The sequence below is a fragment of the Sporosarcina sp. A2 genome (assembly GCF_050858885.1).
Taxonomy (GTDB): Bacteria; Bacillota; Bacilli; order Bacillales_A; family Planococcaceae; genus Sporosarcina.
Genome location: NZ_CP193898.1, coordinates 1,726,237 through 1,752,912 on the forward strand (window position 1 = coordinate 1,726,237; position 26,676 = coordinate 1,752,912).

Annotated in this window: 33 protein-coding genes, 1 tRNA gene and 1 pseudogene; 6 read left to right on the forward strand and 29 right to left on the reverse strand. The window is 36.1% G+C overall.

Features of this window, described 5'->3' with window-relative positions; all coding sequences use genetic code 11:
* Nucleotides 1–88 precede the first annotated feature (88 nt).
* Complete coding sequence (locus tag ACRPI0_RS08575) at nucleotides 89–898, reverse strand: class I SAM-dependent methyltransferase (RefSeq protein WP_432352044.1); 810 nt, start codon at nucleotides 896–898, stop codon at nucleotides 89–91.
* Nucleotides 899–1,328: 430 nt separating this feature from the next.
* On the opposite strand from ACRPI0_RS08575, the gene ACRPI0_RS08580 reads away from it, so the two are divergent.
* A complete protein-coding gene (locus ACRPI0_RS08580; protein ID WP_432352046.1) occupies nucleotides 1,329–1,655 on the forward strand; it encodes a hypothetical protein in 327 nt (108 codons plus the stop codon).
* 330 nt (nucleotides 1,656–1,985) lie between these two features.
* Here ACRPI0_RS08580 and ACRPI0_RS08585 read toward each other — a convergent pair whose 3' ends face one another.
* The 12 genes from ACRPI0_RS08585 to ACRPI0_RS08640 form a co-directional block, all read right to left on the reverse strand.
* Nucleotides 1,986–4,253 (reverse strand): ATP-binding protein, encoded by a 2,268-nt coding sequence (locus ACRPI0_RS08585; RefSeq protein ID WP_432352048.1) that lies wholly within the window; start codon nucleotides 4,251–4,253, stop codon nucleotides 1,986–1,988.
* A 250-nt stretch (nucleotides 4,254–4,503) separates the two neighbouring features.
* Nucleotides 4,504–4,707, reverse strand: coding sequence for a hypothetical protein (locus ACRPI0_RS08590; protein ID WP_432352050.1), 204 nt, complete (start codon nucleotides 4,705–4,707; stop codon nucleotides 4,504–4,506).
* 442 nt (nucleotides 4,708–5,149) lie between these two features.
* A protein-coding gene (locus tag ACRPI0_RS08595; RefSeq protein WP_432352052.1) for an IS3 family transposase occupies nucleotides 5,150–6,261 on the reverse strand; the annotation gives its coding sequence in 2 pieces (ribosomal slippage) (nucleotides 5,150–6,009 and nucleotides 6,009–6,261; 1,113 coding nt in all).
* Nucleotides 6,262–6,338: 77 nt separating this feature from the next.
* Entirely contained in the window at nucleotides 6,339–7,013 is a 675-nt protein-coding gene (locus ACRPI0_RS08600; RefSeq protein WP_432352054.1) for a hypothetical protein, read from the reverse strand.
* 96 nt (nucleotides 7,014–7,109) lie between these two features.
* Nucleotides 7,110–7,730, reverse strand: coding sequence for a hypothetical protein (locus ACRPI0_RS08605; RefSeq protein ID WP_432352056.1), 621 nt, complete (start codon nucleotides 7,728–7,730; stop codon nucleotides 7,110–7,112).
* Nucleotides 7,731–7,789: 59 nt separating this feature from the next.
* Nucleotides 7,790–8,260, reverse strand: a complete 471-nt coding sequence (locus ACRPI0_RS08610; RefSeq protein ID WP_432352058.1) for a hypothetical protein — start codon at nucleotides 8,258–8,260, stop codon at nucleotides 7,790–7,792.
* Between the two features lie 637 nt (nucleotides 8,261–8,897).
* Nucleotides 8,898–9,137 (reverse strand): hypothetical protein, encoded by a 240-nt coding sequence (locus ACRPI0_RS08615; protein ID WP_432352059.1) that lies wholly within the window; start codon nucleotides 9,135–9,137, stop codon nucleotides 8,898–8,900.
* 229 nt (nucleotides 9,138–9,366) lie between these two features.
* Complete coding sequence (locus ACRPI0_RS08620) at nucleotides 9,367–9,774, reverse strand: YxiG family protein (protein WP_432352060.1); 408 nt, start codon at nucleotides 9,772–9,774, stop codon at nucleotides 9,367–9,369.
* Nucleotides 9,775–9,926: 152 nt separating this feature from the next.
* Complete coding sequence (locus tag ACRPI0_RS08625) at nucleotides 9,927–10,577, reverse strand: Type 1 glutamine amidotransferase-like domain-containing protein (RefSeq protein ID WP_432352062.1); 651 nt, start codon at nucleotides 10,575–10,577, stop codon at nucleotides 9,927–9,929.
* A 90-nt stretch (nucleotides 10,578–10,667) separates the two neighbouring features.
* Nucleotides 10,668–11,225, reverse strand: coding sequence for an isochorismatase family protein (locus ACRPI0_RS08630; protein WP_432352064.1), 558 nt, complete (start codon nucleotides 11,223–11,225; stop codon nucleotides 10,668–10,670).
* A gap of 112 nt (nucleotides 11,226–11,337) precedes the next feature.
* Nucleotides 11,338–11,586 carry a hypothetical protein gene (locus ACRPI0_RS08635; protein ID WP_432352065.1) on the reverse strand — a complete coding sequence of 83 codons (249 nt, stop codon included), beginning with the start codon at nucleotides 11,584–11,586 and terminating at the stop codon, nucleotides 11,338–11,340.
* Nucleotides 11,587–11,909: 323 nt separating this feature from the next.
* Nucleotides 11,910–12,470 carry a DUF4240 domain-containing protein gene (locus ACRPI0_RS08640; RefSeq protein ID WP_432352067.1) on the reverse strand — a complete coding sequence of 187 codons (561 nt, stop codon included), beginning with the start codon at nucleotides 12,468–12,470 and terminating at the stop codon, nucleotides 11,910–11,912.
* A gap of 147 nt (nucleotides 12,471–12,617) precedes the next feature.
* Here ACRPI0_RS08640 and ACRPI0_RS08645 point away from each other — a divergent pair, with 147 nt between their 5' ends.
* Nucleotides 12,618–12,857, forward strand: a complete 240-nt coding sequence (locus ACRPI0_RS08645; RefSeq protein WP_432352068.1) for a hypothetical protein — start codon at nucleotides 12,618–12,620, stop codon at nucleotides 12,855–12,857.
* Between the two features lie 87 nt (nucleotides 12,858–12,944).
* Here ACRPI0_RS08645 and ACRPI0_RS08650 read toward each other — a convergent pair whose 3' ends face one another.
* The 6 genes from ACRPI0_RS08650 to ACRPI0_RS08675 all read right to left on the reverse strand — a co-directional run bounded on the left by ACRPI0_RS08650 (nucleotide 12,945) and on the right by ACRPI0_RS08675 (nucleotide 18,038).
* A complete protein-coding gene (locus ACRPI0_RS08650; RefSeq protein WP_432352069.1) occupies nucleotides 12,945–13,256 on the reverse strand; it encodes a hypothetical protein in 312 nt (103 codons plus the stop codon).
* Nucleotides 13,257–13,487: 231 nt separating this feature from the next.
* On the reverse strand, nucleotides 13,488–14,780 hold the full coding sequence (locus ACRPI0_RS08655; protein WP_432352071.1) for an ABC transporter permease subunit: 1,293 nt from the start codon (nucleotides 14,778–14,780) through the stop codon (nucleotides 13,488–13,490).
* Nucleotides 14,777–15,877, reverse strand: coding sequence for an ABC transporter permease (locus ACRPI0_RS08660; RefSeq protein WP_432352073.1), 1,101 nt, complete (start codon nucleotides 15,875–15,877; stop codon nucleotides 14,777–14,779). Before ACRPI0_RS08660 ends, ACRPI0_RS08655 begins: the two co-directional genes overlap by 4 nt.
* Complete coding sequence (locus tag ACRPI0_RS08665) at nucleotides 15,874–16,758, reverse strand: ABC transporter ATP-binding protein (protein WP_432352074.1); 885 nt, start codon at nucleotides 16,756–16,758, stop codon at nucleotides 15,874–15,876. Before ACRPI0_RS08665 ends, ACRPI0_RS08660 begins: the two co-directional genes overlap by 4 nt.
* 242 nt (nucleotides 16,759–17,000) lie before the next feature.
* Nucleotides 17,001–17,642 (reverse strand): tetratricopeptide repeat protein, encoded by a 642-nt coding sequence (locus ACRPI0_RS08670; RefSeq protein ID WP_432352076.1) that lies wholly within the window; start codon nucleotides 17,640–17,642, stop codon nucleotides 17,001–17,003.
* Nucleotides 17,643–17,729: 87 nt separating this feature from the next.
* Nucleotides 17,730–18,038: a hypothetical protein gene (locus ACRPI0_RS08675; RefSeq protein ID WP_116015404.1), complete on the reverse strand. Its 309-nt coding sequence runs from the start codon at nucleotides 18,036–18,038 to the stop codon at nucleotides 17,730–17,732.
* Nucleotides 18,039–18,390: 352 nt separating this feature from the next.
* Between ACRPI0_RS08675 and ACRPI0_RS08680 the strand changes: the two are divergent.
* Nucleotides 18,391–18,922: pseudogene (locus ACRPI0_RS08680) on the forward strand (recombinase family protein).
* A gap of 178 nt (nucleotides 18,923–19,100) precedes the next feature.
* On the opposite strand, the gene ACRPI0_RS08685 reads toward ACRPI0_RS08680, so the two are convergent.
* Nucleotides 19,101–19,862, reverse strand: coding sequence for a tyrosine-type recombinase/integrase (locus ACRPI0_RS08685; protein ID WP_432352078.1), 762 nt, complete (start codon nucleotides 19,860–19,862; stop codon nucleotides 19,101–19,103).
* 300 nt (nucleotides 19,863–20,162) lie between these two features.
* Between ACRPI0_RS08685 and ACRPI0_RS08690 the strand changes: the two genes are divergently transcribed.
* Genes ACRPI0_RS08690 through ACRPI0_RS08700 form a run of 3 tightly spaced genes read left to right on the forward strand, consistent with a single transcriptional unit; the run spans nucleotide 20,163 to nucleotide 20,798 of the window.
* Complete coding sequence (locus ACRPI0_RS08690) at nucleotides 20,163–20,387, forward strand: RNA polymerase sigma factor (protein ID WP_432352080.1); 225 nt, start codon at nucleotides 20,163–20,165, stop codon at nucleotides 20,385–20,387.
* Complete coding sequence (locus ACRPI0_RS08695; protein WP_432355999.1) at nucleotides 20,324–20,647, forward strand: hypothetical protein; 324 nt, start codon at nucleotides 20,324–20,326, stop codon at nucleotides 20,645–20,647. Before ACRPI0_RS08690 ends, ACRPI0_RS08695 begins: the two co-directional genes overlap by 64 nt.
* Nucleotides 20,648–20,657: 10 nt before the next feature.
* The gene (locus ACRPI0_RS08700) at nucleotides 20,658–20,798 is read left to right on the forward strand and encodes a zf-HC2 domain-containing protein (RefSeq protein ID WP_432352081.1); all 141 of its coding nucleotides are present in this window, start codon (nucleotides 20,658–20,660) and stop codon (nucleotides 20,796–20,798) included.
* Nucleotides 20,799–21,614: 816 nt separating this feature from the next.
* On the opposite strand, the gene ACRPI0_RS08705 is transcribed toward ACRPI0_RS08700, so the two are convergent.
* The 9 genes from ACRPI0_RS08705 to ACRPI0_RS08745 all read right to left on the reverse strand — a co-directional run bounded on the left by ACRPI0_RS08705 (nucleotide 21,615) and on the right by ACRPI0_RS08745 (nucleotide 26,593).
* A complete protein-coding gene (locus ACRPI0_RS08705; RefSeq protein WP_432352083.1) occupies nucleotides 21,615–21,776 on the reverse strand; it encodes a hypothetical protein in 162 nt (53 codons plus the stop codon).
* 312 nt (nucleotides 21,777–22,088) lie between these two features.
* Entirely contained in the window at nucleotides 22,089–22,571 is a 483-nt protein-coding gene (locus tag ACRPI0_RS08710; RefSeq protein WP_432352085.1) for a tyrosine-type recombinase/integrase, read from the reverse strand.
* Between the two features lie 23 nt (nucleotides 22,572–22,594).
* A complete protein-coding gene (locus ACRPI0_RS08715) occupies nucleotides 22,595–23,059 on the reverse strand; it encodes a hypothetical protein (protein ID WP_432352087.1) in 465 nt (154 codons plus the stop codon).
* Nucleotides 23,060–23,226: 167 nt separating this feature from the next.
* Nucleotides 23,227–23,300, reverse strand: a tRNA-Arg gene (locus ACRPI0_RS08720).
* A 75-nt stretch (nucleotides 23,301–23,375) separates the two neighbouring features.
* Complete coding sequence (locus ACRPI0_RS08725) at nucleotides 23,376–23,879, reverse strand: metallophosphoesterase (RefSeq protein WP_432352089.1); 504 nt, start codon at nucleotides 23,877–23,879, stop codon at nucleotides 23,376–23,378.
* Entirely contained in the window at nucleotides 23,876–24,490 is a 615-nt protein-coding gene (locus tag ACRPI0_RS08730) for an XTP/dITP diphosphatase (protein WP_432352091.1), read from the reverse strand. Before ACRPI0_RS08730 ends, ACRPI0_RS08725 begins: the two co-directional genes overlap by 4 nt.
* Entirely contained in the window at nucleotides 24,487–25,245 is a 759-nt protein-coding gene (gene rph, locus ACRPI0_RS08735) for a ribonuclease PH (RefSeq protein WP_432352093.1), read from the reverse strand. The genes ACRPI0_RS08730 and rph overlap by 4 nt, the downstream gene beginning before the upstream one ends.
* A 132-nt stretch (nucleotides 25,246–25,377) precedes the next feature.
* The gene (gene murI / locus ACRPI0_RS08740) at nucleotides 25,378–26,166 is read right to left on the reverse strand and encodes a glutamate racemase (RefSeq protein WP_432352094.1); all 789 of its coding nucleotides are present in this window, start codon (nucleotides 26,164–26,166) and stop codon (nucleotides 25,378–25,380) included.
* A gap of 19 nt (nucleotides 26,167–26,185) precedes the next feature.
* Entirely contained in the window at nucleotides 26,186–26,593 is a 408-nt protein-coding gene (locus ACRPI0_RS08745) for a MarR family winged helix-turn-helix transcriptional regulator (protein WP_432355911.1), read from the reverse strand.
* Nucleotides 26,594–26,676 lie beyond the last annotated feature (83 nt).

Consider the following 26,676-nt stretch of genomic DNA (forward strand, 5'->3'; position numbering starts at 1 on the left):
CTCCCAACAATTTCTCAAGTTCCTCATATTCAACATTCTTGTATGTAACGTTATAGAAAGATGAAGCATTAATAGTCGCAGTACCCTTTTATTTTTTTCTACCTATATATAGTAGGTGAGAAGATATACCAAGAACATAAGGATCTGCTGCCAATTCTTTAATTAAAGTAACTATTGTTTCCACCTCTTGTTCACCCTTACCTTTCCAGTAATTCCAGCTGTCATTATTTAATTCAGCTCCTACATTTGATCCTATTAATTCCAAATTTTCAAATCCTTGTTCCTCCATAAAAGGATTAATGTCCTCAATATTAAAATAGTATGCACTTGTAAAACGTCCTTCATCTGTGTGATTAAAGCAACCTGATTGAGAAAATTGAATAATGCTGCCCATATTATCATTCGTTTTCCAATTACTAAGAGATAAAAGTGATGTAAGTATGTGCCGAACTCTTGGCATAAAGGCTACAAAGACAAGTCCGTTCTTTTTTGTGACCCTTACTAATTCTTTAACTGCTTTAATACGATCCATTTCTTCCTGTAAATGATACATAGGACCAAGCATTAATGCCGCATCATACTGTTCATCTTTGATCATATTTAGTTCTCTTGCATCTGCTACATAAAAACCATTAAATTGTCTATATAAATCAAGTTCTTTTGCCTTATGTTCTGCAAATTGAACTAACCTTGGCGTTAAATCGGTTAGTGTTACCTGATAACCTTCTTTAGCAAGCCCCATTGAGTATTTTCCTGGTCCAGCACCGTTATCCAGCACATTTCCTGTTTTAGGCATATATTTTTTTATATAATGCAAGTTTACTTGGAATTCAATCGGTTCTCGATCCAGTCTTCCCCACTCATCAAATTGATTATAATAATTAATTATCTCACTCATAATTTCACTCCTACATGCCACGTTCTATTATTTTAATTCGGGAATAAAGGTATAAGTCCTTCTTAAGCAAAGTGGCCGGATTGAAGCGCAGCCTACTTCTGTTTATGCACCCAGTTTGTTGAACAACAGTCCATAAATGAATGAAGACATTTGTACTACGGTTCACTTTTTGCCACTAAGAGAGAAAGCGAAACGCGGGAAAATAACAAATATATATCGATTAAATAGTTAAACTACGAGAAAATACATATGCGGCAACTATCTTGACAAACACCGGTATAAAGACAAAACAATATCATGCGAAAAAATAGAATAAGTTTATATGCATTCTTCTTATATATTGCAACAAGTTCCCCATCCTACGATATAAACATATTATATCTAATAGACGGGAATATTCGTTTGTTAATATAGTCATGGGGGGATGATTTTGAAAAAAAACGATTCATTATGCAATAATGGATTCCAAAATAATGATAGTTCAACGAATACTGGTGCTCAAATTGCATTATGGGGTTCAGCCATTTCTACATTTGGGGACGCCCTACAAACCCTTGGTGGAGCTATTTCAATCGAAGAAAGCCGGATTTCTGATATTCAACAACAGCAGGAACTGGAAAAACTACAGAGTCAAATTGACGATCTGAAAAAAGAACAAGAAAAGAACTCACAAAGCACTGATGCAGAGACACTCAATAAATTATTAGAAAGAATTGTTAAACGGCTTGAAAAAGATGACGATGAAAAAGAAAAATAAATGACCTAAATATTAAAAAAAATTAACATATAGTTAGAATAAAGAAGAGAGTTTATTAAAATAATAAATTTTTGATTGGGAAATCATTTTATAACGAGTTAAATACTTCAATATATCTGTTATGGATCTACCGATATTCCAAACCAATCAAATTACAATGTAGAGGATTATATCATCGTCAATGCAGTTCGTTTGAGTACAATATATAAAAAAGTACCTACGCAGGAAACGTTCACGAATGATTAAACATTCACGTTTGTTTCTCACGCAGGTACTCTTTTTAAGTTACTAAATTCCTATCTAGACACTAATTCAAACTCCGATTTCTGTTTATAGATATATATCTGAGAATTCATATTTCACAACATCAACTCTATCAATTATTTTGTTAAAACTATTGTCTTCATTTTGACCATCAATAGTTTTAACAGGAAGTTCTATAGTAAATGTACTACCTTTATCTAAAGTACTTTCTACACTTATACTACCACCATGTAGTTCTGCCATAGACTTTGCTAATGGTAATCCAATCCCGGTACCTTCGGATATACGATTTAAATTCCGATTCAATTGAATGAACTTATTAAAGATAACCTCTAAATTTTTTTGTTCTATACCTATCCCTTCATCTGTTACAGAAATCCCTACAGTATTATTACCTATTTGCACTAGTTTTATTACGATAACTTCTCCAGCAGTGGAGAACTTTATTGCATTAGAAATTAAATTAAGTAAAATCCTTTCAAATTTATAAAGATCTACTGCCATATACAATTCATCTATATCCGTATCAAATATAATGTTAATACCTTTAGACTTAGTATATTCTAAAACGGAATGAACAATATCATCAACAACGTCTACGATATTATAATTAGCTAAGTTTAACTCATACACTCCAGATTCTATTTTAGAAATATCTAATATATTATTTATGAGTTTGGTTAGTCTATAACAATTTCGTATTGTCATTTCATTAATATTTATAATATCGTTTCTGGAATCTTCTAGAGAATCCCCGTCTAAATATAAATTCAATAATTGGGCTCCACCAAATATTACACTTAATGGAGTCTTGAACTCATGAGATGTATTAATGAATATCTCCTCTTGAGCTTTAAGCAGTTTCTCCATTGCTTTATAGGCAATTTCCTCATCAGAGATATCTATTCCCAAAGCAATGATTTTTTCCACCTCATTATTTTCATTAAATATAGGCTGGAAAATTGTTTTTGTGTATTCTGTCTTTCCATTTCTAATGAACTCATGTTTATGCAGATAAGAGGAATGACATTCGATAGATTTATTAATGTCTTTAATTAATTCCTCTACATCTTCAGTCCTATAAATGTTAAAAAAACTTTTTCCAATTATATCTAACTCTGAATTTATATGTGGCAGTTCTTCTATGATGTTTTGAAATGCATATTCATTAATATAATTTATCTTAAAATCTATATGCGAGAATGATGCATAGTAACTTGAAATGCCTTCTACATTTTCTTGCAAAGCTTTATATTCTTCAACTTTATAACTATTTTCTATATTTTTATAGATAAGAATACCACCATCTGTATTTCCATACTCATCGTAAATAGGCGTTCCATCACATACAAAATAAGTCGTTGGTAGTTCACTGGATCCAATTATAGTATGATTAGTAAGTTTTTCACCCCTTAATACCCTTTGGTCAGAGATGTTTTCAAATTTCAGTCTTTCTCCATGTGTATCACTCATTTCAAAAGCACCATATGCCATTTCACTAGTTACTGATTTTATGTCTGAAATATACTTCGGGATATATTGAGATAAAGCTTGCCTACCTACTTTATTTATATATGTATATTTCCCATCCTTGTCTATAACAATTACAACGTCTGACATATTTTCTACTACTAGTTCCATTTCGCTTTTTTGTTTTTCAATGAATTTCTTTTCACGAACCCGATCAGTTACATCGTAAAAAGATGTTACTAAATACTTTTTATTTCTATTTCCTGATATCATTTTTAAATTTATATCCCAATACGTTGCTATTCCATTACAATCTTTGGATTCTACCTCGAATTCATGAAAAGAAATGCCTTGATTCATTAAATCTAAAATATTATTTGAAAATGAAGGATGTTTACCTATCAAATTATCAGAGATTATATCCATTAAGGATAATGTATGAATATAGTTATCATCATGTTTTAAGAGAACGCAATCGGGATAGCTAAATATCGCTACCGATCCATTTTTATTTGTCTCAGTATTACCAAAGTGATCTAATGTAAATTGTAAAGCTGCATCTTCCATTTTTTCAAAGAAATAAACTTTATCTTCTTCATTTCCTAAGACGTCAGAGCTAACTTTAACTTCCAATGGTAAGTTGGTGCTATTAAAAATATAGAAATAACTTACATTTTTTATATCCTGGATAGCTATTTGATGTTCAGATTTTAATAATATGCCTAAATCCATAAGAGATTTTCCTATTAAATCACAATCCTCATATCCAGTTAATTGTAAGAACCCTTCACTTACCCGATAAATAAAATTGTCATTAGTATGTATATGTGCATTTTTAGATAATTTTTCTATTTCTTTTTTCATAATGAATCACCTTTATGTTTAATATTTTTATGTTCTTTTAAAGAACTCGACAATTGGAATTTAGAAATGAAGGTTACTATTTGGACGGATGTGCTCTTTTTAATAGGTTTATCTTTAACTACTTCAATTATATCAGGATGAATCCTAATAAAGTATGCTTCTAATAGATTATCTAACTTCCCAATTAAGTTTGTGATATTCGGAGTCAGCTATTTCAATAACTTTATAAAATTCGTCCTTTACCAACTCGTCATTTTATAGCAACGTACAACCTACACAATTCTTCACCATACTTTTTCTCTATCTCTGCATAGTCGTGAGCACCAATTTTCTCAAGAACCGCCATTAATTGTTTTAAGTAACTATCAATACTTATTACTTCAATATTCGATCCCGACCACGTAAGAAAGCTTTCGTGACCTACACTCTCAAGCTCAGAATAGTATTGAAACACAAAAAACGCTTCTTCTAAAACCGCATCTTTAGTTGATAAATCACATTCACTTACGACTCTTATAACAGCGTTTCATAGTATTCCCCCTCTTAACTATAGCCTTACAGCAATATCAGTCTAACTGAATCCGGCTGCTAAATAAAAAGCACCTTTCCAATACATAAATAGCAGTATAGCAGACATATCTGAAGATTATTCAGAAAGTAAAGCATCATTAAGCGCGACACTAATGATGTTCTAATCTGGTGTTAATTGGATCGATAGGAAATATTAAGTTCCTTTTCTGTATCAATTTAGTATATGGATAGAAGTTGTGTTTTTCATATATTATTTAACGTATTACCCAATAACAAAAAAAACACGTCAAACCCTAATGTTGAAAGGGAGGCACTGACCTAAGTTAATGAGACAAATGGCTTGTCAACACTAAATCGGACAATTTTTATAAGGTCCCTAATCGATACTCAATAGGCGTTAAATAATCAAGCGTTCCGTGGATCCGAACCCGATTGAACCAATTTACATAATCCTGTAGTTCACGTTCTAACTGGCTGATAGAAGAAAAGGTCATTTGCTTAATGAACTCTATTTTGACCACATTGAACATGGATTCTACTACCGCATTGTCGTACGGGCATCCTTTCATGCTCAGTGATCTTCCGATGCCAAAAGCTTCTAAAGCTTCGTCAATTAGTTGATTTTTAAATTCACTTCCACGGTCTGTATGGAACAACTGGATGCGATCCAAGCTGCGTTCAATGCTAGACAAGGCTTTGTATACAAGCTTAGCTGTCTTTTCGGGCCCAGCGCTGTAGCCGATGATTTCTCGATTAAAAAGATCGACAAATAAGCATACATAATTCCATCTTCCATTGACTCTTACGTATGTTAAGTCACTGACAACCACAGCTAGTTCTTCTTGGCCGTTAAAGTTTCTCGCCAGAACATTCTTTACAGGTTCCTCATTCACTTTTGATTTAAACGGTTTATATTGAGCGACAGTGTAGTTGGATACGAGCCCCGTTTGCTTCATGACGCGACCAATACGCCGTCTAGAAACCGCACGGTTTATCTTCTCTACTTCTTTTTTGATTTTTCGTGTTCCATAATTGTTTCGACTCTGTTTGAAAATTTTCTTGATATCTTTTTGCAGGGTTCTATCCTCCGGTTGTCTAATGGAAGTGTAATAGAACGTGCTTCTTGCGATCCCTAGGACGTCGCACATTGCTGATACCGAGTATTTGTGACGGTTATTTTGAATCACATCTACTTTCGTCCCATGATCAGCGCGGCTTGCTTTAAAATATCATTCTCCATTAGGAAACGTTGGTTCTCTTTACGTAATTTGATTAATTCATTCTCTTCTTCCGTACGCTGGTCTTTCTCTTGAAAAGATCCAGTCGCTTTGTGACGCCTCACCCAATTATCGAAAGTAGTGGAGGTTAGATCGTACTCACGAAGAATATCTGTACGTGGCTTACCGTTTTCATGTAGTTGTACAATTTGGTTTTTAAATTCCTTGGTATAGGTCCGTAGCGCTCTTTTTTCAGTCATGTAGATTCTCCTCATCTCTTTGGTTGTATTCTACAAGACCCTAATTATATTGTCCAAGTAAGTGTAGCTGATACATATTATTGAAAATCAATACTTGTTTCTTTTCTTTCATTTCTCTTAAAGTTAACTAAATAAATAACAATGCCCACAATCAATAGACAGTACGTAACATTTTCTCCAATACCAATAATGTCACGCCAGCTTCTTGTACCATTCACATACAACTGCAAGATCAATCCTAAAATTAAACATAGTAATGCATAAGGAGTTTTTTTCACAAGAAAACCTAATATCCCGCCGAGAATACCACCGACTGCTGATGCTCCGTAGTGAATTCCATATCCAATAGCCAGCTCTTTAAAAGATATTTTTACTGGTACATCCCCGTAAAAATAGGTAATCAAGAAATAAAACGTAATGGCAGTAAGTGTATAGATTACACCAAATAGCATAGCCTTCTTAATATCGCTTGCAAATATATAACCAACAAGCATCGCGAGTATAAACCATACTGGTAAGGAATTAATTATTACTGCTAAATATGAAATAACGAATTCAAAAACTGTTACACCATTTCTTAAATTTGATAAATTGTCGGAAACAACTGAAAAATATCCGACAATTATACCAACAATCAGCGTGAAAATAATAAACCCTTTCCAATGTCCTTTATATTTCTTGTTCTCCTCCAACAACATACACTCCCTATATTCGTTTCCTAATTTACTTTTTAAGTGTTGTTCAGTTATCATGGCCCTACTGTTGAACAGTCGTGTTCAATAAACGCCCCCGATTAGTGAATAGCAGACTTGAATTTTATGCTTTAATAAAGCAACTCTTCTAAGTTATTAATAGCTTTTATCCCATAATTCTTTTCCATTGTCATACATAATCGATACATATGCATGTTCGATTTTCAATTCATTCTGCAGATAATTAATAAAAGATAAAAACATTTCTTCGCTTAATTCTTCTTTATTGTTATTTAGCCCAATATTAAGCGAAGGTATACCTTCTACCTCATAAGATGCCGTAAGAGATATCTCTTTTGTTTCACCGAATTTTTCATTTATATAACTATCAATTTTTGGTTTTACTTGTTTAAGGAATTCTTCTTCTTCCTGAATTGATATATCATCTTCCATTTTTCCAGAAATTCTGTTTTCATAAACCATAAACGATTTTTGTGTCTCTGTATCCAAAACCATTGCAGCATAATCGTAATTTCCGGATTTCTGTTCACTATTATAAGAGATATCTGAAATTTGGTATTTCATTTCTGGATATTTTGTTTGTAGGTATTGTTCTGCTTGTTCAGTTGCCTTTTCCATTTCTTTTTCATCGGGTACCAATGACGCTCTAAGTTCCATAAAAAAAAAGACAGTCCCCAATATTAGTAATAACAATATCCCTGAAACTATCCATATGAATATGCTTATGCCCCAACCTTTTTTTTGCGAATTCATCATTGTACCTCCCTTTTAAAAAACCAACTACAATTCCCTCCTCTGTTCTTTGGCCCGATTGCTTAAAGGAACTTGTTTTTCAATTGATGCTCGGTTTCAAGTACAATAACTTTTGTCAAGGAAGTTCTGGTAATGTTTTTTATATTATCTCCGTACAAAAGGTCATCTATCATTTCACTTATTTCATACCATACATCTTGTTCTTCATCGAGGAGATGTTCCCTAGCAATTTTATAAATATCATATGCATTATCAATTGCTTTACTAGGATCATCAATAATTTCTCTCAATAAATATCGGACAAAATGTCTCGCACTTTCTTCGTAAGAAGGTCTCGAAATGTTTAGCTCATTTATAGCCCTGTTGAAATATTCTTCTACTTCAAAAATATTCAGAGGTTTTATTAGAGAAACAAGTACATTCAGAGAGGGTGTAGATTTTCCATTATGCAACACATAAAAAGCCCACCCAATATAATCAGTAGCCAGTACTTTTCTTTCGTAAATTTTATAATACAAAACTCTAGTATCCATATACATACTCCTCATGTTACTGAACGATTTATAGATTATACACTGTGATCTTTTTCTGTTCTTTGGCCCGTTTGATGATCGGAAGCACATCCTTATTTGCAGAATGGTCCCCCCAATAATTGAATCCAATCATTTCATAAGCTTGGTAATAAAAATATAACCAAAAAAATTACTATTGAGGAACTTCCCCAAGTTAAAAGTAACTTTTTCTCTACGGTCGTTGATTTGTTAACTACTATATGAACAATTGTTAAGATAAATAGGTTTAGAAGAAACAAAAAATAATACATTATAATGAGCATGATCCACTGGTGCGAAGAAATCAAAGCTTGTAAAGGGGTTATAGAAAACAGAGTTATAAATATAACAATCGAAACTGACAAGCAAATGAAAATTATAAAAAACATCTTATTCCAAACCTTGTGTTTCATGAACTTATCTTGATTTTTCTTAGCGTAATTGTAAATTAGTTGATTAAAAACAAAAAACAAAAAAGAAATAGCTATTATCATAAGCAATTGCTGCAATACAGTATTATTGATTTCCAGATATATATGTCGAACATAATAATGGGCAACAAATGTAAAAATGATTGACGTTATTAATCCTGTAACTTGCTTAAAGAGATAGGACGTTTTCAAGATGCATTCACCATTGTCTTTTTTGCAACGAATAGATGCTTTATTTTATAAACAAATGATAGTACTAAGGTTAAGGTTGTAGCTGTAATTAGATACTTTATAATTGGCGATATTTCCTGATGACCTAATAGGGATGCTTTTGGTGTATAAAGTGCTGTTAAAATGATCCCTTGAATCAAATCAGATATCCCTATGGATACTAGTACAATGATAAAAATCCCGAGTAATTTTTTCATTTTTCCTCCCTAACGTTTCAGGCATAATTATTGTTCAACAACTACATTGGACAAGCAAATTTTTTCCTGTTTTATTATACGGATGAACAATTTATAAGTTTCACCATTCAAGAAAATGGCCCTATTGTTGAACCGTCGTGTTCAATAAACGCACCCGATTATTGAAAGCCTACTGCAAATACATAAGAAACATCGGTGTTTGAAGTATTTGTAATGTCATACTTCTCGATTACTTTAAATTAATCACCTGATTATCTAAACTCACCACTCTAGCCTCAATTAATAGCACAGAACTCCATATTTCCATCACAACATTTGCTTTTGAAGGATAGTTTTCACTCCATTCTTCTTCTTTCGGTAGCAAGATAGATAGCGATGCTGCATTATCTCTTTGAAAATAAAGAGTCGTCAGTTCTAAATAATTTGCTTTTTCTCGTTCATAGAAGTCAAATCGATGTGACAGGCTATCTTTAACATAATAAAATGCAGAAACGTCCATGAATTTTAATTTTCTTTCACTCATATGCCCTTGTGAAAATGACTGTAACTTGAATGTCAAGGTATCCTTTTGAAGACTTGTTTCTATATCAGAAATAGTCATTCCCCACAAAGTATTAAACTCATCTTGTATGCCCATTGGTAACTCCTTTCTAAAGTTAAAGGTTTCCTTAAATTCCCTTTTTTCTTATATAGTTTTTCTTGAAAGGTTAATATGAAAAATTTGGGAATAGCCCCCGATTACAGAATATACTTCTGCACATCTATATAATCCACAGCGATTCATTACAACTAAAGCGTCTCATCCAATTTCTGAATGTTGGAATGAGAAATTAAATATACATCCCCTAAAATGTCGATTTTGTCTTCCTTTACACGTACGGCGCAATCTTTATTCGACGCATAAATATCGATTTCTTCCGATAAGGAAGACAGTTCCTTTTGAACGAGCGCAATGTTATTTTCAAGGTCGAAATGTGACAGGACAGAAAAATCGCCAAGGCCGATTCCTTCGTAAACAGCGCTTATTTCATCTCCCAAGTTCTTCGAGCATAACCATTTAGACGACATATTGATCGCACCAGCGCTTGCTCCCATTACAACCGCTCTGCTTTTTTTAACCAAATCAGACAATTCATAATCCATCAAAAAGTCATTTAGTTTGAGAATACTTCCACCCAACAAGAGAATGACTGAAGCATTTCGAATTAACGTTTGGGCATCTTCCTTCTTTACGCGATAATTAATTAAATGATATTCATCAAACATAATGCCAGCCTGGTCAAGCCAAGAGCGTTCAGTGGCGCCTTCTTCTTCATAGATTGATGGATTCGAACTAATCATAACAAGTGATTTTCTATCAGTTATATCATCCTGTAAGGCTCTACCCAGATTCTCTGGAAAAAAGTTACTAAACCAACCTAAGTAATAATGAGTTTTCATAAGTCCCCCCTCGTGTTACTCATTCTGTATTCTGTCACCAACGCAATACCCACAATTTGGCCCGTTTAAGGAAGTTATTTTAGTTAAAAATTATCGATAATCATCGTGATTAGGTATAAATAAATTTTCACTCACATTTCTAACCACTGAAAAATTATCAACATTGTAATGTCCATGTAGGACTTCATTATGATGGTCGATAATCTGTTCGGCAGTTATAGATTGGGAATCTGTTGTTGAGTGACCATCTCCAACTAAGGTCACGTCGAAACCATTTACTGTTGCTGTTCTTATTGCTGTATCGATACAATGCTCCGTCTTGCAACCCATAACTACCAGGTGTTTAATCATGTTATCTTGTAAAAAATCCAATAATGGAGTGTCGTAAAACGAATTTATTGCCTCTTTATCAAATATCTTTGCCTTTTTAGGTATATCAATATCGGGATGAATCTCGAATCCTTTACCCTGGCCTTCTGCAACATCTTTATCTCGTATGAAAACAACAAAACTATCTGAGACTAATGCCTTTTTCAACACTGAATTAATATTATCCAACAGATTACCTTTATTAAAGACACTGTTCTCTTTTTCATTACCATCAATTAATTCTTGTTGTGCATCAATGACTAGTAAAGCTTGTTTCAATAAAAAAACTCCCTTTGTATTTAGTAGTTTATTTTCGTTTATACACAAGATAACGGCCCGATTCTTGAACAACTTTTATTAAACTAAAGCACCCGTTTATTTAAGAATAAGACTATATATTAGTTTTCTTTTTAAGTTTTAATTCTTCATATTCACCCCATACAATATATGCAGTTCCAATAATTAAAGACAATAGACTAAACGTACTTAAAGGTTTTCCAACGTACGATAACATACTGCTAAATAAATCTTCATCCCAACTTGAAACTCCAGAGCCGAAAATTGCAGCACTGATATATTTTACAGAAAGTAAAAATGCCGATATAGCTATAAATGAAATTCCAATACCTCGTCTTGACATTTAATCACTCACTTTCAATTTGGCCCGTTTGATGCGTAGCACTTGTTCAATTAATGCACCCGATTGCTTAACTAAATAACTTATCATTTCATGTTAATTGTATCAAACCCCCACACGAATTACTTGAATTGATTAAAGACAATAATTATTTATCAAAATAAATCGGTGCCACACAAAGCATTCAAGTTAAAAAAGCTTAACTCCTTACAATTTGAGCAAGGAATTAAGCTTTTTATCTTATTCTATTTGGCCCTATTACTGAAAAGGGCACAATTCTTCTTCATGAATTGCCCCCTTTTGTCGAAGTGTAGGCTCTAATTCCCTTAGCCCAATGGTTCTTCTCCAAATCTTCTCCAGAGAACAGGAAATAAACTTTCCAAGTCATCTTCTTCCCAATCAAATTCAATATCAGTTTCTGACGGTAGTCCCTTTTTCTCAAGGGCATCTAATACCTCATTATGGATATCATCATCCCATTCAATATCACCAGTCTTTATTAGCGTATAGGCATCTAATCCAACTGAAAGTAATTCTTCATTCTGAGGCATGCCTTCAACATCAAGGTTATTTTCATTTATATATTCTGCTAAATATTCTTGATTTTCCATTACCTTGTTGAATATTTTTTCTCCTTGTCCAATCAACCATCCTCTAAAATAGTCAAAACTATCGTCAGAACAGCCTCCCATCAGAACAAAAGCCGCTCCCCATAAACGAGATTGATAACTAGCGTTCATTAGTTCTTGAAATAAAAATTCAAAGTCTAACACTTCTTCTAATCCTCTTTGAGCAAGTTGCTCTGTTAACCATTCGGCTTGGTCAAATTCCTTTGAGCCTTCAATTAATTCCCCAAAATTCCTTCTTGTCCAATATACCCACCTCATATTTTCCTAATTTTGATATCGAATGTTATTAAATCTGGCCCGTTTCTGACAAAACACTTTGCTGTTAACGCACCCGTTTGTTTTTTAAAAATATGGTTTGAGTTTTGGCATCAGTTACTGTTCGCGAGATGACCCACAAACATAAATATGAAAAAGCTAAAAAACATAAAAGTATTAGCAACGATTAACCAATATCTTTTTATCAATGCTGCAAATACGATCCCGATTGGAGCTATAACAAAAGTCACCAAAAACAAAGGACTAGCCACTTGGAAAACTATATTAGGAATCCAAACGATTATACAAATAAATAAACAAACCAAGGATATTACTTTGAAATTCTTTTTATCCATTCCACGTCCTCCCCCTTACTATCCATCACGATAATTCACCTTCTGCAACTTTGCAAAATGGCCCGTTTGCAATATTGGCGCGATTACAAGTACAGAAATCGCACCCGTAAGTTGAATAAGATTACTCTTTAATAACCTTGATTTTGCTTGCAACCTTCTGACCTTCGATAACTTCTACCCACAATTTCACTTCTTGTCCTTTTTTTAAATTCACGATGCTCTTGATTCTCCCTGCAACTTCAGTGTCTTTAGAGAAGTGAATTTCAGGAACATCAAACTGTTTTGTAGGATCAATGTTAATTGGATACAATACAAATTTACTTTCTTCTAGACTCCATATTTCACCATGATAATCTGCTCTGTTTAAAAAGAGAATTGTTAATGCAGTAATAATTGCCATAAGGATTAAAACCATTAACATTATTCTTTTCATTTTTACCCTCCAGTCATAACTTTATCTAATCTAAAAATCTTATTACCTATTGAACTAAATGGCCCGATTGCTTAAAGGAGGCAAATCCTTGTTCAAGAATCGCCCCCGTTTAATGAACATATTAATCTTCCCTTAACGAATTATTGAACTACAACTCAAGCGCTCGTAACTAAAATACACAAACTATGTAAAGAATGATCACTTATATGTACAAGTGATCAGTTCTTTTAGTTATGCAACCCTCCTGCTAAACCATTGAAACACTAGGAAGTTGATCGTTAGAAATACTATGGCTGCTATTGCTAGTACCCCTACTCCTGTCTCAAACGAGAAGGCTGGGTTAAACGCTTCTGCAGCAAGCGTTCCGTTCAAAACACCATGAATATCTAAGTAGGTGAATGGATTGTATGGAGATGTCTTTAAGAGTATCCATCCAACTGCTGCGGTTCCCCCCGTCATCACCACTGTGCCAATAGCTGATTTTATAAGTAATGAATAGAGCGTATACAACCCGAGCAAAACCAGCGTTAGCAATATTCCAAGAACAATCGCTTTCAGAAAATACGTTTGAAAAGGTATGAAGTGGAACAGATCCGTTTCTGGATTCAGAGCATTAAACTCACTGCCGAATGGATTTTCCTTACCACCTTCATACACAAGCACAGGAAACTGAAAACTTCCAATCCCTTTTGTTAAAAGACTACACAAAAATGGAAGTCCCGTGAGGAATATAAAGAAACCAACAACCGATATAATTGCACTTCCATAGTTCGCCGTGAACAGCGTAATTTTTCGTACAGGTTGGGTCATTGCGAAATGCAATCCCCGTTCTTTCCGATTCATCTGTGAGGAAAAACCATTTCCAAACACAAAACAGGAAATGAGCGCAAGCAACGGTAAGTAATATTTAGACATCATCGTATACGTAAAGCCAACACCTGTTTCAGCATACCGTGTAGTGATTTTCTTCCACTCTTCCTCAGCTTTTCCAGTGAACGTATCATAGATTGTCGGCAAATAGGCTGTATAAACTGTTTGTTGAATTAGTGGATCCAAATTTCTCTTCAGCAACCACTCTTTTTCTATCTTGGTTGCACGCAGTGTAAAGTCATTAATTGGTTGTTCTTCGATAATCGTACTTCCTTTTTCATTTATTGCGATCTCCAAGAAATCTAGATCTTGTTGGTAAATTCTCTTCCAGGAACGATTTTGAAAATCAGAAATCAGCTGCTCATAGTTCTCTTGAGATTTCTCCGCGCGGACAATTGCTTCTTTCAATTCCTTGACTGTGCTATCATCCCCTGTACGTTCTGAGCGTGCAATTTCTGTACGCGCCTCTTCGGACATTGATGTGAATACGTTTTTGTACTGTTCTGCTTTCAGAATATTTACAGACCGGATGCTTTCAGCAGTATGATAGGAAAAGAGGTACAGAACGATAATTGCTGCTGAGGTTAAAATCGCTGCCGTCCATACCTTTCTTTTCCTAAACAGTTTTTTGCATTCGAACAGGAAGGTTTTCATGAGAGTGCCCTCCTTTTGTCTGCGATGCACGCAAGGATTGTTCCAACGATAGAAAGTCCAGATAGGATCAGTAAACTAATTGGAAAAAGGCTTTTTTGCTGCTCTGCTGCCTGAATCGGCTGTTGGTACGTAAACGGATCCCAGACAGATATCACACCGACTGAGGTTACCATCCATCCTCCGATAAAAATCGCTGATACTAGTAGCACAGTTATAATAGCATTTCGCAACATGCTCCCAACAAGTAAAAAGATTGTAAATGAAAACAAGAGGAACAATACACTGTAGATACCTGAATTTACGAGGAGTCCACCTGCCTCATTGAACTGTCCATTAGAATTAGCATATGGGTAACTGAACAATGACTGTTCTGTACGACCACCTGCATAAGGAAGAGAGAACGAAATCCCATAGATAATTATTAGCCAGACAAACGATGCGAGCCAGTAACTGAAGAGACGACCTATTATTCTCTCTATCGATGAAACCGGGAGCACACGATTGAACTGCATTGATTTATCATCCCATTCTTTTGTGAAGGCATTACCAATCAGTAAGGTAGCTATTAAGAAGCCAACAGGGCTTAACAGCAAATGAGTCACCTTTTTCATGAACAACGGCTGGGCAATCGATAAATCAAAGTCTTCTTTTATCAAGTTGCGCTTTTTTAATTCCTGATTGACTTGTGTGATGTGATCCATTTCTTTTTGGCTCAGAGAAAATGTTCCTAATGCTGATTTGTACTCCGTGGCTATTTGATACACGGTATTTTCGAAACTCAGTTCAGCATTTCCTTCCCTGTTTTCAATGGCATCTTGCAATTCTTTCAATGCTCCAACCAACGCCATACCAATCTCAAGACGCATTTTGGTTTCTGGATCTTCACTCTTTTGAAGAGTTTGCTGATCAGTATCATTTTGCTGGGAAACTTCTGTGAGAAACTTTGAGAAATACTCAATCTTTTTCGCTGGAATCAAATCTTGTTGTACGACATTGTGTATATACATCCCGGTTATCAGTAAAAAAGTGGCTGCTGCCAATGCCACAAAAAGTTTAAGCCTTAGGATCTTTTTCCATTCAAACATACTGGTTTTCATACGGGTTCTCGTACGTTAAACAGTTCTGCATAACGTTTTTCAGTTCCTGAGATAACTTTTTGAATATCCTGTATACTGATTGTCGCGGCAGCAACTAGATTGAGTAAATCCTGAAATGAGTGGTGTGCCAGCTGAATGTTATACCCTTTGTCCACTTTTTCAAAAGGAAAACTAGATGCCTTCAGCCTTGTTTCCCACTCCTCATTTTGCAACATGGTGAACTGATAGGAGATCATTTCATAGTGCGCCATGTTCTCTTCTAGTAGTTTCCCATCTTTTAGAAACAGCACCTGTCGAGTAACCCGATCTATTTCACTCAAGTTATGCGATGAGAGGATGATTGTTGTACCTTGAGCAGCCAATTCCTTCAAAATATTTCTCACAAGAATCGCACTGGAAGGGTCGAGCCCATTCAAGGGTTCATCCATCAGTAAAATCTTAGGTTTGGCGAGGATAGAAGCCGCGAGAAGCAAATGCTGTTTCATTCCAAGCGAATAACTGCCCACTCTTTTCTTCAAATAGCCCTCCATTCCGACGTAGGCTGCCGTTTCCGCAATTCGCTTTTTCGGTAGCTTTTGAACATCACAAACATACTTCAAATGATCGTATCCAGTCAGATAATCGAACAGGACCGAGTTATCTTGTAAATAAGATACTTCCCTAAAAATCCGATGATCGGTATTCGATTTCCCTAGCAGCGTCACCTTTCCCGAGCTTGGTTTTAACAGATTTGCAATAATGTTAAGCAACGTCGTCTTGCCTGCCCCATTTGGAGCGACGAGTGCCCAAATGCCTGGTTCATCAATTGATAATGAGATTGAACTCAAAACTTCATGACTTTTATACGTTTTAGAGACATTCTTTATAATGATTCTGTTCAAAGCTACACCTTCTTAACATCAAATATTCTGAACAATCTATCTGTAATTATAACAGAAAGCCTTTGTTAATCAATGGACCAAATTGAACAAAAAGGAAATTAAAATAAGACCAACTATAAATTATAGCCAGTCTTACTTCCACTCATTATATTTTTTAAAATTGATACTGATTTCATTTGTTGAAGAAAATGGAACTAGTGCGACATAGTGGTGTTACAGAAAAGCACCCTATTATGGATCAATCAAATTAGATTAATTAATGAGTGTACGCCATTTACGGCAACCTCATCACTACCTTCTTCAAATGCTTGTATAGATTCCCAAAAGTACTGTTTTGCTTCTGCATTTTTGTGCTTGGCCATAAAAATTTCACCTAGCCCTCGATATGAACATCCTAAGCAAATTGGATCCCCGGACAGTTTAGAGTATTCAAGGGATCTTGTCATAAATGCTTCAGCCTCTTCTAACCTATTTCTTTTCAGCATTATGAATCCTTGTTCATAAAAGTTTGCGGCAAAACCTAACAGAAAATCAGGTTTGCTGTCTTTCAATATTTTAAATTCTTCATGGAATAGTTCTTGTGCTTTAATATAATTTTCAGCCATTCGTTCAACCATAGCCAATTGATGTATTGCTATGTGTTCATCCTGAGTATTTAAATTTGCTTGAGCAATTTGCCTGAGTTCAATATAGATTTTTCGTGCCTCGTTATATTCCTTCTGAGACGCTTTAACAAAGCCCAATCCGTGTAAAGCAGTTTCGTATTCATTTGATGATTCTTCAAGGTTATGAAGGCATTCATTATAGAGTTTTTCGGCTTCAAAAAGCTTGCCATTATCAAAGAGTTCAAATGCCCGTGTCAACTTATCACTGATAGTTTCCAACCATTGCACCCCCATTATGACATTAAAGAACCTTGCCCGTTTGAAGCGCAAGTCTTGTACCGTTAAAGCCCCCGATTATGGAAACGATTATTTAATAAGCAACTCGCGTATGAATGGGGAAACATACCCCAAGGCAATAAAAACGATGGCAACGTAAAGAACAGTTCCAGCTAATGGCAGATACCATTTTTTCTTCTTGGATTTGAATTGGAGCCAAAAATTAACTGCCCACAAGATGAATATAAAACCAGTAGAAATGTTTCGAGATACTTTATCGATGGGATCATCTATAGGTGCGCTAACACTAAAACTAGCGATTAGAAAAAAAAGACATATAAATCCCAGTAGTATAACATTTACGATAGCAACGAGAATCTGATAATTAAATTCTTTCATAAAATCTACCCCCCCAATCATTTACAATTCACAAAGTCAATCTTCTTCAACAAAATGGCCCGATTGTGGAAATAGATGTTACTGAATATTCACTACTTCGCATAGATAATTATAGCATAAGCAATTGTATATCCCAGTGTTTTCCATCACTGTATTTTACATAAAAACGTAAGCGAAATATTCACGTTCGTAAAAGTACACTTTTACGGACTATTTAAAACAGACTCAAAAATAGCAAATGAAGTGTTCATAAAAGTATTAAAATAAATTACGAACGTTCACTAATTCACTAATACTTTTACGAACGTAATTCAGGTATAATGTAAGGAAAGAATCTTTTACGAGGTGAATTATGGAACAACGCAAATTTGGTTACATACGCGTCAGCAGCAAAGATCAAAATGAAGGTCGGCAATTGGATGCTATGAAAAAGTTAGATATTAATGAACGCGATATTTATTTGGATAAGCAAAGCGGAAAGAACTTCGAACGTGTAAACTATCAATTGCTTAAACGGATTATCCGAAAAGGCGACGTATTGTATATCCATTCGCTGGATCGATTTGGTCGTAACAAAGAAGAAATCCTGCAGGAATGGAATGACCTGACGAAGAACATCGAAGCCGATATTGTTGTCATGGATATGCCGTTACTTGATACGACGCAATATACGGCAGCGTGAAGGAATTGATTTGGCGTTGCAAAATGGGGTTCAGTTTGGAAGACCTAAAGTTCTGCTTTCAGAAGAGTTTAAAGAGGTTTATAGAAAATGGAAAGCTAAAGAATTAACAGCCGTGCAAGCAATGCAGGAAGCTGGGGTTAAGAAAACTAGTTTTTATAAATTAGTGAAAGCACTCGAAGATGAAACATCGGGCACATTATAATAGAAGAAACTCTTAAAACCTCCTTTACCAAGAATGGCAAAAGAGGTTTTTTATACACTTACAACGACTGCTTGAAAGTTTCGGAATTCAACAGTTTTATAATAACCAAGTTTATATCTCGTATATACCTATAAATATTTGTCCAAAGTTGTCTCAGATACCGTTAGATAATGCTGAACTAAAGTTTCAAGTGATTTATGTCTGTTTGTTGCGCGATAGTTGGTAAATCTGCACCTGCTGTGTGCATCGCTACCACCTGGCTTTTTCTGAAATTGTATCCGGTAAGTCCCCCAGTCCACCGCTTCAAAGCCTTACAATAGCCTATTTCACTAATAACTGCGCTCTCATAGCGTTCATTCTTATATACTCTTCCTACAAAGTAATCGTCTGTTTTAAGATTGTATTCACGTATATATTCTTCAATTGCAATAATAACTTCTGGTGTGAGCCGTTTAGTATGCCACCTTTTTTGTTTCTTCAAATAAACATGAACGGATCTGTTTTTTAAATCAAAGTCTGATATTTTTAAACGAACCATTTCATTAGGTCGGTTAGCAGTTACAAGATTAACTAAACAAATTGCTTTTGCTCTTATTGGTAGCTTATTAAGAGTATCCATCAATTCTCTCTTATCAATGGCTGATTTTCCTCGAACCTGAATTAAATGGGCATATTCATCTTCACGATACATTTTCCGCATCGCTGAAAGCTCGTATGCAACTCTAGCCTCTCCTTTGAATTCTATACTATGCATTACACTTAAGTATTTTCTAATAGCTGCCAGTCTACGTTCCCATGTCGTTTTTTTTATTCTTTGTATGGTCAACGATATATATAAATAGTCAAGCAGCGCCTCTGTTCCAATTTGTTGGCTAGTATTGGTGCAATATTCTTTGAACCTACGAATATCCCCCTCATATTGTCTTGGGATCTCCCCCATCTTATTTTCAATATCAACTTTTCTGTCGTAGTGACGTTTTTGGGTCTCAAATGTATCTTGGTGCTTTGGTAATTTAAATGTTATACTTCTTATACAAACTCGGCTATTTGTAATAAAGCCGGTATACCGTTAACGGGCCATTTTATGAATAACAGTCAACTCAAAGGTAGGTATATTCAATTCGAATATACCTATTTTTATTGAGGGTTATTTTAAGAGTAAAACATATGAAATCTTTAAACGTTTTTTTGTAACGTTATTGAATTCTAGGAGTTATAGAAGTATAAGGGGTGAAAAGAGGTGGAATTTGAGGAAATCTATAGCGAATACTTTCAAGAAGTATTTTTGTTTATTAGATCATTAAGTCATGATGAAAGGATAGCTGAAGAAATTACACAAGAGGCCTTTTTTAAAGCGTTAAAATCGCTCGAAAGATTTGACGGTTCTAAAGATATTCGAGCGTGGCTTTTTACAATTGCCAAAAATACATATTTCTCTCACTACAAAAAAATGAAAAACAAGTAGAGCCAGAGTTAATCCAAGAACAAAGGACGGAAGTGCAATTTATAAAGCATCTGATGAATGAGGATGATGCTTTTATTGTTCATCAGTTTATTCATTCGATGAATGAGCCATACAAAGAAGTATTTTCATTACGCACTTTTGGCGAATTGTCTTTTGAAAAAATAGGGAGACTTTTTGGAAAAAAGTGCAGGATGGGCAAGGATAACTTTTTACAGAGCCAGGAAACAAATTTTAGAGTATATGGAGGAGATGAATTATGAACGATATTAAATGCACTATAATTCAGGATGTTTTACCCTTTATATTGATGAAGTAGTTAGTCAAGATACAAAAGAGATGGTAAAAGAGCATTTGCAGCATTGTGATAAATGTCAACAGGAATATGATTTAATGAAACAAAAGTATTATTAGAGTTGAAATGCAAAATGATAACCAATTGATTTCACACTACTTTGGTAAAAGTTATGCTAGTGTTAACGAGACGGCTCCTATGCCACTTGAAATTGACGGTGAGAAAAGAATGTGAGTTTTATCTTTTATACAGAAACAATTGCTGATTCTCCTTCAAGAAACCTGATTAATAACGAGAAGAACCTTTAATGAACAGGAATACAGCTGGAAGTTTGCTGATAGTGGGAAAATTGACGCTGTATATTATGCCGATTTTGATGTGGAAAAATCATCGCTGGAAAAGATTCTTGGGATGCAATTCTGAAACGTGCAGAATTAATTTGGGAGAAATGATGAGAATCGACAACATATTCAGCTTATGTATCGAGCTATTTTGTGTGGATACAAGTGGAAATGATTAATTAAATTAGTTTCAACAAACAAACTGGGCGCAGTTGTTGAATAACCGGTGTGCTTCAATCGGGGGCGTTTGTTTAACATCAAAAGCCTGATTTCCTTAGCATTTAAAAGAGAAATTAGGCTTTATTATTTATTTCTGATGCAAAACACAGTTACTTATGTTGTTTTCCGAATAAAGTATAGTGATCTCTTGAAATGCTTGAGCACTAAAAAATTAGGTGCTGATACGCTTTTTCGGCGATAGGTTGGTCTTGACAACCAACTTTTCATGTATTAAATTGAAGGTAGTAACACATATTAAATACGCCCGTTGTGTATTTTTCTATGTTGCAAATACGGCAAGACGGCTGACTGATCATCGGCCGTCTATTTTTTTACCCAAAAATAAAAACCACCCCATAAAGGGATGGTTGTGCGTTAGGTTTTAAGTAACCGGAGCCACTCGAATACTACAGCGATAAGTGTTCTACCTGAGTAGTACACAGTCTTAAGGATGATCAGTCCTCTTTGACCTTGTCTCGCTTTTTCTTCTCGAAGCTCTTTCCGCGTCTTGTATTGCCCGTTGTTTTCTTGTTGCATCTACGGCACCTCCCTTCAGCCGATGCCGGCCTTGAGGAGTCATAGGCGTGCTTGCCCACCTACGCATTTATTATTTTACCATGGATGATTTTATATTTGTTCCGGTTTTGCATCAAAAAACAACAATTCTATACATAATAGAAAAGACCCCTCCAAAAATGAAGGCATCTTTTTAATACTCATTAATAGTTTAGTCAATCCTCTATTGTTTCAACCTTTATCCCTACTAGAGACAACAGCACTGTATAGACCAGATTGGTTGCAATCAAGGAGAAAAGCTATTTAAGCATAGAAGCAATTACCCCCAACACATCAAAGATAACCTCTCAAGTCTGCCGCCACTTCTTCAACATCCAAGTCTAAATACTGAGTAGTAGTAGCAAGGTCAGCGTGCCCTAAAGCTTTAGAGATTAATGCTACGCTAGCACCCTTATTGAGTAAACTCTTTGCGTATGCCCTTCTAATTGCGTGTGCATTGATGTTCTCTAATCCAAATCGTTTGGCATATTTAGAGAGTTGCTTTGATATAGCATTATTAGTTGATTTCGAATTCAAAGGTGTTCCCTTTGAGGTAATAAACAAGCTAATATTTCTTTCATCGTAATGTTCTCTTAATCTATTGTTACATTGAATAATCGCTTGATATAGACTTATTAGTTGTTCATCTATTGGCAACTTTAACACTTGATGGTTTTTCATAATCGCTCCGTCTAGTACTAGAACTTTATTCTCCCAGTCGATATGCTTTTCAGATAGTTGTCCCAGTGTATTGATACGAATACCCGTTTTGTACATCGTCAGAATAGCTGTCACATCTCTTAGACCCGTAAACGTGCTTTTGACACTAAGACTGCAATGTCATTTGGCTCTGCACCCTTCTTAACCTTCTTATCAACTTTCACATTGATTGTTTGCCAGAAGTTCAAACTTACCCAGCCATTAGTGAAACACTTGCTTAAAAACGATTTTAGAACCTTTAAGCGTGTTAACTTTGTTTGGTTTACTACCTGCATTGAATCTAACCATAAATAGATAGTATCTGCTCCAACATCTTCAAGATAAGTAATCCTTGAACTTTTTGAGAAGTTCAGCAGTACTGTATTGTAATCCTTGATAGTACGAGGACGGTAGCCACTGACTTGCATCTGATGAACGATTGTACCTAAAGCTTCCATAAACGGCTTGTAATGAACCGTAGACACCTTCTCCCCCTTGATAGATGCGGTTAGCTCCTTGCTAGTCAATGAAAAGTCTACATCAAATAACCCTGTCTTTTTCGTCATAACAAAAAATCCTCCATTCGGTTGAATTGGAAGATAATTTCGTGTCTATTCATACGTAAAATACTAGGAAACAAAAAAGGGATTCTGCACCAGTGACCGAAGTCCTGACCGAATCCCTAATTTCTTATAAACCCTTATGTATCATGGGTTTACACCGCATTCCATTACGTCCCAGGAGGGATTCGAACCCCCGACCGATGCCTTAGAAGGGCATTGCTCTATCCGGCTGAGCTACTGAGACAACTGCGTCAAAACATAAATGATTTGAACGACAGGTTTTATTATATGCAAAGAATGAATAGAAGTCAATAGCTTTTTATGATGTCGTGAAAATAACCTTTTCTACGGCTTCTCCGGAGTCTGGGTTACGGAATGTCACCCTAGGGGAATCGCTGTATTCGATCACGGCATAAGTCGCAACTCGTCCACCTCTAGGAAGTAACGTACTCCCTGGGTTCACGTAGAGCACTTTATCTTGCAGTTCCGCTCCGTATAGGTGTGAGTGACCGAATAGTACAATGCTCGCATTCACTTGCTCTGCAGCGTATTTCAGCTGCATGAGAGATTCTTTAACGCCATGCTGATGTCCGTGAACCATGAGAACTTTTTGTTCGCAGACTTCAGCAACTACAGATTCCGGAAAGGTTGCACTCCAATCGCAATTACCTTGCACGACTTCTATGCCTTGTAGGATGTCCGCATCTACCGCCAATTCACTATCGCCACAATGGAACCAAGCATCTGCATCGGTTTCCCGAGTACGGATTGCTTGGATTGTATTTATATCACTGTGGGAATCGCTCATTACGACCAATTTCATGCGTTCATCCCCGCCTCGCCAATCAGACTCGGTAATTCTTTTTCAAATTTACGCATTGCAACACCGCGATGAGAAATCGCTGCTTTTTCAGCTGGCGTTAACTCTGCCATTGATTTCTCTTCTGACGGTACATAGAAGATTGGATCGTATCCGAAACCATTTTCCCCATGACGTTCAAATAGAATGGATCCATCACAGCTTCCTGAGAACGTTTTTGTTGCCATCCCTGGACCTGCAATCGCCAATACACAACGGAAACGTGCACCTCGAGAGCCCTTAGGCACGTCTTTAAGGCCGTTTAACGCTTTAACGATATTGGCCTCGTCATCTTTCGGTTCTCCCGCGTAACGTGCCGAGTAGACACCTGGTTCCCCGTTTAAGGCATCAATCTCGAGGCCACTGTCATCTGAAATGACCCATTTGCCTAAAATCTTCGCTGTTTCCTCTGCTTTTAAAATGGCATTCTCTTCGAATGTTGTTCCTGTTTCCTCGACATCAATTGGTTCATCCAAATCTTTCAAAGAGATTACTTGGATGCCGTGAGGTTTGAACAATTCTTCGAAGTCCTTAACTTTGCCTTTGTTGTTCGTTGCAACTAGAATTTCTTTCATTGTGCAGCCTCCTCTTTGGATTCAATGCGTTCACAAATCGGTCCGAGTGCTTGTTTTTGTAGGTCGATTAATTGCTCGATACCGATTTCAGCAAGATCTAATAAGCCATTCATCTCTTTACGAGTAAATGTCGATTCTTCGCCTGTCCCTTGAAGCTCGACGAATTCGCCTTTGCTTGTCATAACAACGTTCATATCCACTGCTGCGGATGAATCTTCTACGTAGTCCAAGTCAAGAATGAGTTCACCAGTTTCTAATTTACCGACACTCGTTGCTGCCAAATATTGGTGAATCGGAAACTTCGGAAGTTTCTTCTTCTCAACAATTCCTTCAGTCGCAAGCGCCATCGCGACAAACGCTCCTGTAATGGAAGCTGTTCGTGTTCCGCCATCTGCTTGAATCACGTCACAGTCGATCCAAATCGTACGTTCACCAAGTGCTTCAAGGTCAATAACAGATCGTAACGCTCTACCAATTAGACGTTGAATTTCCATTGTGCGGCCGGTTACCTTACCTTTTGTAGCTTCACGTTGCGTTCGTTGACCTGTAGCTCTTGGCAACATGGAATACTCCGCAGTGACCCATCCTTTACCGCTTCCGCGTAAAAACGGTGGTACTCGATCTTCTACTGAAGCCGTACAAATCACCTTTGTATTCCCAACCGTAATCAAAACCGATCCCTCAGGATGTAGTAAATAGTCTTTTTCAATTTGCACATTTCTTAGTGCATTCATTTCGCGTCCATCATGTCTCATTTAAATTCCCTCTTTCTGTTCATCCATTCATCTTATCATATCCAAACGAACCCACGCAAAAACCCGGCCACTAACTCGCCGGGTTTTCTAGTATGTGAATTCATACTCAAATCGATCAGAATCAGCAAGTGGTTAAAGCACCAATTGTTTAACAATCGGATCTTCACACTGAAGCCAATCTTGCACGATGAGTTTAAAGTGATCAGGATTACCTGTTGTATAGAACGTCGACTGTTGATCCATTATTTTCGTTCTCTGTAGTTGCTTCTGATCCAGAATGTGTATGACTGTATCAGCAGTAGCAGAACCTGACGTGATGAGTTGAGTGCCTTCAGGTAGGTGCTTTCGGATGAATGGCGCTAGAAGTGGGAAATGAGTACATCCGAGTATAACAGTATCAAAGGTTTCATCCGATAACACTTCAAGCGTTTGTTGTACCACTCGATCCGCTTCTTCCAATTTATAAACACCACGTTCAACAATCGGGACAAATTCCGGGCATGCTAGAGCGTGGACCCAAGCGTCATTCGCCATTGCGATAATTGCCTGATCGTACGCCTCACTTTTCACTGTACCAGTTGTCCCAAGAACGACAATACGTTCCGTCTTCGATGTTTCAACTGCAGTCCGTGCACCGGGTTCAATGACGCCGATAATCGGGAAATCATAAATTTCTTGCACATGCTTAAGTGCAAATGCGGTAGCTGTATTGCAAGCAATCACTACCATCTTCACTCCGAAACGATGCAACGCTTCGATCATTTCGCTTGTAAATGTGACGACTTCCTCTGGAGACCGGTTGCCATAGGGGCACCGGGCGTCATCTCCTATGTAAAGAAATTGTTCGTTCGGCATACGATTCAAGAGCTCACCCATCACGGTAAGTCCGCCAACCCCTGAGTCAATGATACCAATCGGCAAATCTGTTAGTTGGTTCGTGTTAATCGGTGCTCATCTCCACATGTAATTTTGATAGTAGTTCCGTAAATGTTGATAATTCTTCTGGTTTGAAATCTTTTACGATGTCTTGGAGATATTCACGACGCTTGTCGATCACTTCTTCAATGACACGTTCGCCTTCAGCAAGTAAATGGATCCGCACAACGCGGCGATCTTTTTCGTCACGTACACGCTTCACCAATTCATTCTTTTCCATACGATCGACTAAATCCGTTGTCGTACTGAATGCTAAGAACATTTTGTTCGAAAGATCGCCTATTGTCATATCTCCATGCTCAAATAACCATTGAAGCGCAATGAATTGAGGCGGAGTAACTGTATAATTACTCAGTATCTTGCGTCCTTGTTGCTTAATAATTGCTGCAATGTAACGCAAATCTTTTTCCATATGATGAATTTCTTCAAGATTTGCTGTGACTTTTCCCGTCAATGCTATCAGCTCCAAATCATGAGTCTAATTATTATTTTGCT

Bases quoted from the DNA above. Each gene is read 5' to 3' on its own strand.
- ACRPI0_RS08575 (WP_432352044.1), bottom strand. From the start codon at position 898: ATGAGTGAGATAATTAATTATTATAATCAATTTGATGAGTGGGGAAGA.
- ACRPI0_RS08585 (WP_432352048.1), bottom strand. From the start codon at position 4,253: ATGAAAAAAGAAATAGAAAAATTATCTAAAAATGCACATATACATACT.
- ACRPI0_RS08600 (WP_432352054.1), bottom strand. From the start codon at position 7,013: ATGATAACTGAACAACACTTAAAAAGTAAATTAGGAAACGAATATAGG.
- ACRPI0_RS08605 (WP_432352056.1), bottom strand. From the start codon at position 7,730: ATGATGAATTCGCAAAAAAAAGGTTGGGGCATAAGCATATTCATATGG.
- ACRPI0_RS08610 (WP_432352058.1), bottom strand. From the start codon at position 8,260: ATGGATACTAGAGTTTTGTATTATAAAATTTACGAAAGAAAAGTACTG.
- ACRPI0_RS08615 (WP_432352059.1), bottom strand. From the start codon at position 9,137: ATGAAAAAATTACTCGGGATTTTTATCATTGTACTAGTATCCATAGGG.
- ACRPI0_RS08620 (WP_432352060.1), bottom strand. From the start codon at position 9,774: ATGGGCATACAAGATGAGTTTAATACTTTGTGGGGAATGACTATTTCT.
- ACRPI0_RS08625 (WP_432352062.1), bottom strand. From the start codon at position 10,577: ATGAAAACTCATTATTACTTAGGTTGGTTTAGTAACTTTTTTCCAGAG.
- ACRPI0_RS08635 (WP_432352065.1), bottom strand. From the start codon at position 11,586: ATGTCAAGACGAGGTATTGGAATTTCATTTATAGCTATATCGGCATTT.
- ACRPI0_RS08640 (WP_432352067.1), bottom strand. From the start codon at position 12,470: ATGAGGTGGGTATATTGGACAAGAAGGAATTTTGGGGAATTAATTGAA.
- ACRPI0_RS08645 (WP_432352068.1), top strand. From the start codon at position 12,618: ATGAAAAAGCTAAAAAACATAAAAGTATTAGCAACGATTAACCAATAT.
- ACRPI0_RS08650 (WP_432352069.1), bottom strand. From the start codon at position 13,256: ATGAAAAGAATAATGTTAATGGTTTTAATCCTTATGGCAATTATTACT.
- ACRPI0_RS08655 (WP_432352071.1), bottom strand. From the start codon at position 14,780: ATGAAAACCTTCCTGTTCGAATGCAAAAAACTGTTTAGGAAAAGAAAG.
- ACRPI0_RS08660 (WP_432352073.1), bottom strand. From the start codon at position 15,877: ATGAAAACCAGTATGTTTGAATGGAAAAAGATCCTAAGGCTTAAACTT.
- ACRPI0_RS08675 (WP_116015404.1), bottom strand. From the start codon at position 18,038: ATGAAAGAATTTAATTATCAGATTCTCGTTGCTATCGTAAATGTTATA.
- ACRPI0_RS08685 (WP_432352078.1), bottom strand. From the start codon at position 19,862: ATGGGGGAGATCCCAAGACAATATGAGGGGGATATTCGTAGGTTCAAA.
- ACRPI0_RS08700 (WP_432352081.1), top strand. From the start codon at position 20,658: ATGCACTATAATTCAGGATGTTTTACCCTTTATATTGATGAAGTAGTT.
- ACRPI0_RS08705 (WP_432352083.1), bottom strand. From the start codon at position 21,776: ATGCAACAAGAAAACAACGGGCAATACAAGACGCGGAAAGAGCTTCGA.
- ACRPI0_RS08710 (WP_432352085.1), bottom strand. From the start codon at position 22,571: ATGTACAAAACGGGTATTCGTATCAATACACTGGGACAACTATCTGAA.
- ACRPI0_RS08715 (WP_432352087.1), bottom strand. From the start codon at position 23,059: ATGACGAAAAAGACAGGGTTATTTGATGTAGACTTTTCATTGACTAGC.
- ACRPI0_RS08725 (WP_432352089.1), bottom strand. From the start codon at position 23,879: ATGAAATTGGTCGTAATGAGCGATTCCCACAGTGATATAAATACAATC.
- ACRPI0_RS08730 (WP_432352091.1), bottom strand. From the start codon at position 24,490: ATGAAAGAAATTCTAGTTGCAACGAACAACAAAGGCAAAGTTAAGGAC.
- rph (WP_432352093.1), bottom strand. From the start codon at position 25,245: ATGAGACATGATGGACGCGAAATGAATGCACTAAGAAATGTGCAAATT.
- ACRPI0_RS08745 (WP_432355911.1), bottom strand. From the start codon at position 26,593: ATGGAAAAAGATTTGCGTTACATTGCAGCAATTATTAAGCAACAAGGA.